The organism is Azospirillum isscasi (assembly GCF_030849505.1).
Lineage (GTDB): Bacteria > Pseudomonadota > Alphaproteobacteria > Azospirillales > Azospirillaceae > Azospirillum > Azospirillum isscasi.
This window is the reverse complement of the sequence record NZ_JAUJFI010000225.1, coordinates 1-7,019: the sequence shown is the minus strand read 5'-3', so window position 1 is coordinate 7,019 and position 7,019 is coordinate 1. Positions and strand designations below refer to the sequence as shown.

5 protein-coding genes are annotated in these 7,019 nt (G+C 70.6%); 2 read left to right on the top strand and 3 right to left on the bottom strand.

From position 1 onward, the window contains the following. Nucleotides 1-286 precede the first annotated feature (286 nt). Complete coding sequence (locus QSG27_RS26640) at nucleotides 287-1,744, bottom strand: CYTH and CHAD domain-containing protein (RefSeq protein ID WP_306711549.1); 1,458 nt, start codon at nucleotides 1,742-1,744, stop codon at nucleotides 287-289. A 71-nt stretch (nucleotides 1,745-1,815) separates the two neighbouring features. Then, entirely contained in the window at nucleotides 1,816-2,334 is a 519-nt protein-coding gene (locus tag QSG27_RS26635) for a SixA phosphatase family protein (protein ID WP_306711547.1), read from the bottom strand. 219 nt (nucleotides 2,335-2,553) lie between these two features. On the opposite strand from QSG27_RS26635, the gene QSG27_RS26630 reads away from it, so the two are divergent. Together QSG27_RS26630 and QSG27_RS26625 are read left to right on the top strand one after the other, a co-directional pair. Continuing rightward, on the top strand, nucleotides 2,554-4,701 hold the full coding sequence (locus tag QSG27_RS26630; protein ID WP_306711545.1) for an RNA degradosome polyphosphate kinase: 2,148 nt from the start codon (nucleotides 2,554-2,556) through the stop codon (nucleotides 4,699-4,701). A 19-nt stretch (nucleotides 4,702-4,720) separates the two neighbouring features. Beyond that, on the top strand, nucleotides 4,721-6,256 hold the full coding sequence (locus tag QSG27_RS26625; protein ID WP_306711543.1) for a Ppx/GppA family phosphatase: 1,536 nt from the start codon (nucleotides 4,721-4,723) through the stop codon (nucleotides 6,254-6,256). 75 nt (nucleotides 6,257-6,331) lie between these two features. Here QSG27_RS26625 and QSG27_RS26620 read toward each other — a convergent pair. Beyond that, a partial coding sequence (locus QSG27_RS26620; protein ID WP_306711541.1) for a uracil-DNA glycosylase occupies nucleotides 6,332-7,019 on the bottom strand: 688 nt, incomplete at its 5' end.

Here is a 7,019-nt window from a genome sequence, read left to right as displayed (position 1 = left end):
GCACGCCACCTTGGAGGGGAACTTCCCCTTCAACCCGCTCGCGCCGCTAAAATTCCCTCATCTTGCCGGATGCACCATTTAGACTCATATCGCTTCATTCGCCAGCCGGCTTCGGTCGCATGGGCGACCGGGACCACCGTCGCGGTCCAAAGCGGATCGCAATCCGCTTTAACCCTTCCCTGCGCAGCTCTCGCGCAAACCAAAGGTTTGCCCTGACGCGGCGGGCGGACCTTCGGTCCGCCGGGGGCGGGGGAGGGCCGCCGGGGGAGGGGGCGAGGGCCGGGCCTTACCAGAACACCGCCTTGTCGCGGAACGCCTTCCACAGTCCCGGCAGCGCCTTGCGGCGCTTGTCGGCCTGCTTGGCGAGCCAGCGGGCGGCCGCATCCGCGGCGGGCCGGTGTTCCGGCTGAACCTCCGACAGGCCGCTCAACAGGCCGCGGGCCAGCGCGGCGTCGTGCTCGGCGTCCAGCGCGCCCAGCAGGGCGTCCAGCGCGGCAATGAAGGGCACCGTTGCCGTTTCAGCGTACAGGCCGCGGAAGAACTCCGCGGCCATCGGGCGGTCGAACTGGGCGCGGATCTCCGGCGCCGCGCCCGACTGCCACGCCCCGTCCTCCAGCCAGGAACCGAGCGCCAGGATCAGCCCGGCGCAGCGCGGCGACTGGATCGCCTCCACGGCGGCCTGGGCGGGCGCCCGCCGGGCCTCCCGCACCGCAGCGGCGAGGGCGGTGAGCGTGTCGGCGGGGGCTTTCCCCGTCGCCGCGAAGGGCTCGACCCCTTGCGACAGCAGCACGTCCCAGTCCCGCGCCGGGCCGAGCTGGCGGGAGAACCAGCGGATGCCGTCCCCGGCGCGGCAGGCGTCCGGCTCCCCGGTCAGGGGCCGGAACAGGCGGATGGCCGTGCGCAGCCGGCGCAGCGCGACCCGCATCTGGTGCAGCCCCTCCACGTCGCCCCCGGCCAGCGCGCAGGCCTCGTTGGCGAGCAGCAGGCGCAAGCCATGGCGGACGATGTGGCGGTGGGCTTCGGCCACCGTGGTGACCGGGGTGAGGCCCAGCGGCTCCGGCAGGGCCGGGACGGGCGGGCGCCCGGTGACGAGGCGGTGGCCGATCTCCGCCTTGCTCTCCGTGCCGATGCGCACCGGCACGCTGCGTTGGAGCGTCAGCGCGAGGTCGAACAGGCGCCCGACGCGGCCCGACTTCAGCTCAAGCTCGACCTCGCTGATGCGGGTGCGGGCGTTGCCGGCGGTGATCTCCCCCTCGTCCACCGCGACCTCGATGGAGGTCAGGGCGTCGGGGCGGACGAGCAGGGTGGTGCGCCGGAATTCCGTCGTGAAGAGCGGCGCCAGGGCCTTGCGCGCCTCCTCCGGCACCAGGGCGGCCACGCCCTCGGCGTCGAGCGGGGCCATGTCCGGGGAGGCCGTGGCGATGGCCCAGTCCCATTTCTTGCGGATGGCGACCGCCGCCGAGTCGCCGGGGGCGGCGGCGTTGATGGTCTTCAAGGTCTGCACGAAGCGGTCGCCGTCCTGCCGCACCCGCAGGGCCACGCCCCCGGCGAACAGCCGCCGGTCCGGCGTGTCGTAGTAGACGGTGCGCAGGTTGCGGACCGCCGGGGCGCCCTCCGCCGCCGCCTTCAGGGCGGGCAGATCCGGAACGCGGGGAAGATCGCGTGGATCGAGGTGGAGCTTCATCTCCACCTCGCGCACGGCGGACACGCCGGAAGTTGCGGCATTCTGGGGCGCGGAAGACACGGGGCTGCGACTCCTGCTCTGTTCCGGGCCTGCTCGGTTCGGGGTTGAAATACCCCATACGGAAAAGGGCGTTAAGAGAGTTTGCGCGGCAGGATGAAATCGGCCAGCCGCCCGGCCCCGATGTCTAGGTCGGCCCAGCGGCTGCATTCGAACAGAAGAACGGCGCAGGCGCCGGTCGGGAATTTCTCCGCCAGCGCCGCCCGGTCCCGCTCCTCCCCGCCGCCGGCCAGTTCCCGCGCGAGGTCGTGCAGGTCCGGGTTGTGGGCGACCAGTATCAGCGAGTCGGCGGAATCCGGCGCGTCGCGCAGCCGCTCCAGAAGCACGCGCGCCCCGCAGAGGTAGAGGCCGCGCTCGCGCTCCACGGGGATGTCCGGCGCGTCCATCACCTCCAGCAGGCGGTCGGCGGTGTCCGCCGCGCGCCGGGCGGTGGAGCACAGCACCAGCCCGATGCGCGCCCCGCGGTCCTTCAGATGGTGGCCGACCAGCCGGGCCGCCTTCTTCCCCCGCGGCGCCAGCGGGCGGTCGTGGTCGTCCAGGGACGGATCGTCCCAGGCGGACTTGCCGTGGCGCATGAGGTAGAGGGTCTTCATCGCGGGGGTGTTCCTCCTGGAAAGAGCGGGGTGCGGCGCAGTTCGCTGGGGGGTGCGACTGTTTTCGCAGCGGTATTATCGTGGCGGCGGTATTATGGTGACTGACCCAAAACCGTAACGCAGTTGGGGTAGGTTGCCGTTCCCGCCGGCTGGCGGCGGGCGGTCCGGCCCAGCCGGACTGTAGCGGCACCACCCTTCACGCAAAAGCCCGAGGCTGCTGTGACCCAACTTCAGGATCTGGAAACGACCTGCATCGAAGCGGACGCGCCGGAGCGCTTCATCAACCGCGAACTGTCGTGGCTGGCCTTCAACCAGCGCGTCCTGGACGAGGCGTCCAACCCGAACCACCCGCTTCTGGAGCGGCTGCGGTTCCTGTCGATTTCGGCCAGCAACCTCGACGAATTCTACATGGTCCGCGTCGCCGGCCTGAAGGGGCAGGTGGCCGCCGGGGTGAAGACCCCCAGCGCCGAGAACCTGACCCCGGCCCAGCAGCTGACCGCCGTCAACCAGCGCATCGTCGATCTGATGAACGCGCAGCAGGCCATGTGGCGCAGCCTGAAGCAGGATCTGCGCGAGGCCGGCATCACCGTGATCAACGCGGAGGACGTGACCGAGGGGGAGAAGGACTGGCTGGAGGCCAAGTTCCTGGACGACATCTTCCCGATCCTCACGCCCATCGCCGTGGACCCGGCGCACCCCTTCCCCTTCCTGCCCAACCTGGGCTTCTCGCTGGCGCTGCAACTGCACGAGCCGGTGAAGGGGCGGCATCTCGACGCGCTGGTGCCGCTGCCGGCGCAGCTCGACCGCTTCATCCGCCTGCCGGGGTCGGAGATCCGCTTCATCCAGTTGGAAAAGCTGGTGATGATGTTCATCGACCGGCTGTTCCCCCCGTTCCAGGTGAAGGCCCACGGCGTCTTCCGGGTGCTGCGCGACAGCGAGATCGAGATCGAGGAGGAGGCGGAGGATCTGGTCCGCACCTTCGAAAGCGCGCTGAAGCGCCGCCGCCGCGGCATCGTCATCCGGCTGGCCACCGACGCCGGCATGGCCGCCGACCTGCGCGAGTTCCTGCGCCATGAGCTGCGGGTGTCGAACGACGACGTGTTCATCCTGGACGGGCTGATCGGCCTGTCGGACACCCGGCAGCTCATCGTGGACGAGCGGCCCGATCTGGTCTTCCGCCCGTTCAACGCCCGCTTCCCGGAGCGCATCCGCGACTTCGGCGGCGACTGCTTCGCGGCCATCCGCGACAAGGACATCGTCGTCCACCACCCGTACGAGAGCTTCGACGTGGTGGTGCAGTTCATCCGGCAGGCGGCGCGCGACCCGCAGGTGGTCGCCATCAAGCAGACGCTGTACCGCACCAGCAAGGACAGCCCGATCGTGGCCGCCCTGATCGAAGCGGCGGAGGCCGGCAAGTCGGTCACCGCGCTGGTCGAGCTGAAGGCCCGCTTCGACGAGGAGGCCAACATCCGCTGGGCGCGCGACCTGGAGCGCGCCGGCGCCCAGGTGGTCTACGGCTTCGTCGATCTGAAGACGCACGCCAAGGTGTCGCTGGTGGTGCGGCGCGAGAACAAGGCGCTGCGCAGCTACGTCCATTTCGGGACCGGCAACTACCACCCGATCACGGCCAAGGTCTACACCGACCTGTCCTTCTTCACCTGCGACCCGGCGCTGTGCCACGACGCGGCGGTGATGTTCAACTACATGACCGGCTACGCCACGCCGAAGCTGCTGGAGAAGATCGCCATCGCCCCGATCACGCTGCGCCAGCGTCTGGGCGAGCTGATCGACGCGGAGGTCGCCAACGCCGCCGCGGGCAAGCCCGCCCACATCTGGGTCAAGCTGAACTCGCTGGTCGATTCGGAGATCATCGACCGGCTCTACAAGGCGTCGCAGAAGGGCGTGCAGATCGACATGGTGATCCGCGGCATCTGCTGCCTGCGCCCCGGCGTGAAGGGCCTGTCGGAGAACATCCGGGTGCGCAGCATCGTCGGGCGCTTCTTGGAGCACGGGCGCGTCATCTGCTTCGCCAACGGCCACGCCCTGCCCAGCCCGCAGGCCAAGCTGTTCATCTCCTCCGCCGACTGGATGACCCGCAACCTGGACCGCCGCATCGAGACGCTGGTGCCCATCGAGAACCCGACGGTGCACGAGCAGGTGCTGGACCAGATCATGGTCGCCAACCTGAAGGACGAGGCGAACACCTGGAAACTCGGCCCGGACGGCGTTTATCATCGGATCGAGGCTGGCCCGGACGCGTTCAGCGCCCATAACTACTTCATGACGAACCCCAGCCTGTCGGGACGCGGCAGCGCGTTGAGCAGCAAAAAGACGCCGCCGCGGTTGAAGCTCCGTACGGTCACTTGATTGAGGATATCGGTTGCCTATGACGTCGGCGCAGGAACACAGGGCCGCCACGGTCGAGAAGGGCGAGCGGATCGCCGTCATCGACATCGGGTCCAACTCGATCCGGCTGGTGGTCTATGACGCGCTGAAGCGGTCGCCCCTGCCGGTCTTCAACGAAAAGGTCCTGTGCGGCCTGGGCCGCGGGGTGGAGAAGACCGGCTGCCTGAACCCGGACGGCGTGGCCCAGGGGCTGGACGCGCTGGAGCGTTTCGCCCTGCTGGCTTCGGGCATGCGGGTCGGGCGGCTGGACGTGATCGCCACGGCGGCGGTGCGCGACGCCGCCGACGGCGCGGCCTTCGTCCAGCGGGTGAAGGACCGCACCGGCCTGGAGGTCGGCGTCATCAGCGGCGAGGAGGAGGCGCGGCTGTCCGCAATGGGCGTGCTGTCCGGCACCCCCGCCGCGGACGGGCTGGTCGGCGACCTGGGCGGCGGCAGCCTGGAGCTGGTGCGGATGGAGCGCGGCCTGATCGGCGAGCATCTGACGATGCCGCTGGGGCCGTTGCGCCTGATGGAGCTGAATCCCGCCAAGCCGAACGGGCTGGTCCGCGCCATCGACCAGCATCTTGAGAAGCTGGACTGGCTGGCGCAGCTTCGCGGCAAGCCCTTCTATCCGGTCGGCGGCGGCTGGCGGGCCCTGGCCAAGCTGCACATGGAGCATGTGAAGCACCCGCTGCACATCATCCACCACTACACCGTGCCCTTCGCGGAGGCGCGGGACTTCGCCGCGCTGATCGCCAAGCAGAGCCGCTCCTCCCTGGAGAAGATGTCGGGGTCGCGGCGGCGGGTGGACACGCTCCCCTACGCGGCGCTGGTGTTCGAACGGCTGCTGCGGATGGCCCAGCCGTCCAGCGTGGTCTTCTCGGCGTTCGGGTTGCGGGAAGGGCATCTCTACGCACTGCTCGACCCCGAGACGCAGCGGCAGGACCCGCTGATCGCCGCGGCGGAGGATTGGGCGCAGCGCTTCGTCCGAATCGGCGACCCGGCCCTGCTGGTTTCCTGGACCGGGAACCTCTTCGCGGGGGAGGACGACGCGGCGCTGCGGCTGCGGCGGGCTTCCTGCCTGCTGAGCGACGTGGGCTGGGCCGAGCATCCCGATTACCGGGCGGAGCACGCCTGCCAGCGCATCCTGCGCTACCCCTTCCCCGGCATCGACCATGACGAGCGGGCCTTCCTGGCGCTGGCTGTCTACGCCCGTTACGCCGGTTCCATCGACGGCCCGGCCACCGCCAGCGCGGTGACCGCCGGCCCGCGGGCGCTGCTGAGCGACGCCCAGGCGCGCAAGGCGCTGGTGCTGGGCCTGGCCCTGCGGCTGGCCCACACGCTGACCGGCGGGGCGACCGCCCTGTTGCAGCGCACGGCGCTGAAGGTGTCGGGGGAGCGGCTGGTGCTGACCCTGCCGGACGATTTCAGCGTGCCCGCCGGCGAGACGGTGCAGCGCCGTCTGGACGCGCTGGCGAAGGCGCTGAACCGCAAGGGCGAGATCGTGCCGCCGGCCCGCCCGCAGGCGGCGGAGTGATGCTTCGGCATTGATTGAGAGGGGGGCTGCTGCGGTCCCCGCGGCATTCCCGCCCGGACTGTCAGTTCGGGAACGTCAGTCCGGGAAGCGCTGGCGCAAGGTCAGCAGGTCGCGCCACGCCTCGCGCTTCGCGATGGGGTTGCGCAGCAGATAGGCCGGATGCAGCATCGGGATGACCGGCACCGGGCCGGGCAGGCCGGGGGAGGCGTAGTCGAACCACCGTCCGCGCAGGCGGGTGATGCCCTCCGCCCGGTTCAGCAGCGTCTTGGCGGAGGTCCCGCCCAGCGGCACCAGGACCTTCGGCCCGACCAGCTCGACATGCCGTTCCAGGAAGGGCAGGCAGGCGGCGATCTCCGCCTGGGTCGGCGACCGGTTGCCGGGCGGGCGCCAGGGCAGGATGTTGCTGATGTAGACCTTGCCGCGGTCCAGCCCCACCTGCGCCAGCATGCGGTCCAGCAGCTTGCCGCTGACCCCGACGAAGGGCTTGCCCTGCCGGTCCTCGTCCTCGCCCGGCGCCTCGCCGACCAGCATGATCGCGGCGGCGGGGTTGCCGTCCGCGAAAACCGTGCTCATGGCGGTGGCCTTCAGCGGGCAACCGTCGAAGGCGCGCAGCGCCGACTCCAGCTCCTCCAGGCTGCGGGCCTCCCCGGCGCGGGCGCGGGCGCTCGCCCCGGCCTCGCTGGCGCCCAGCGGCAGATCCGCCGCCGGACCGCCTGCCGCCCCACCGAACATCGACCCGCCAAACATCGACCCGCCGGACGGC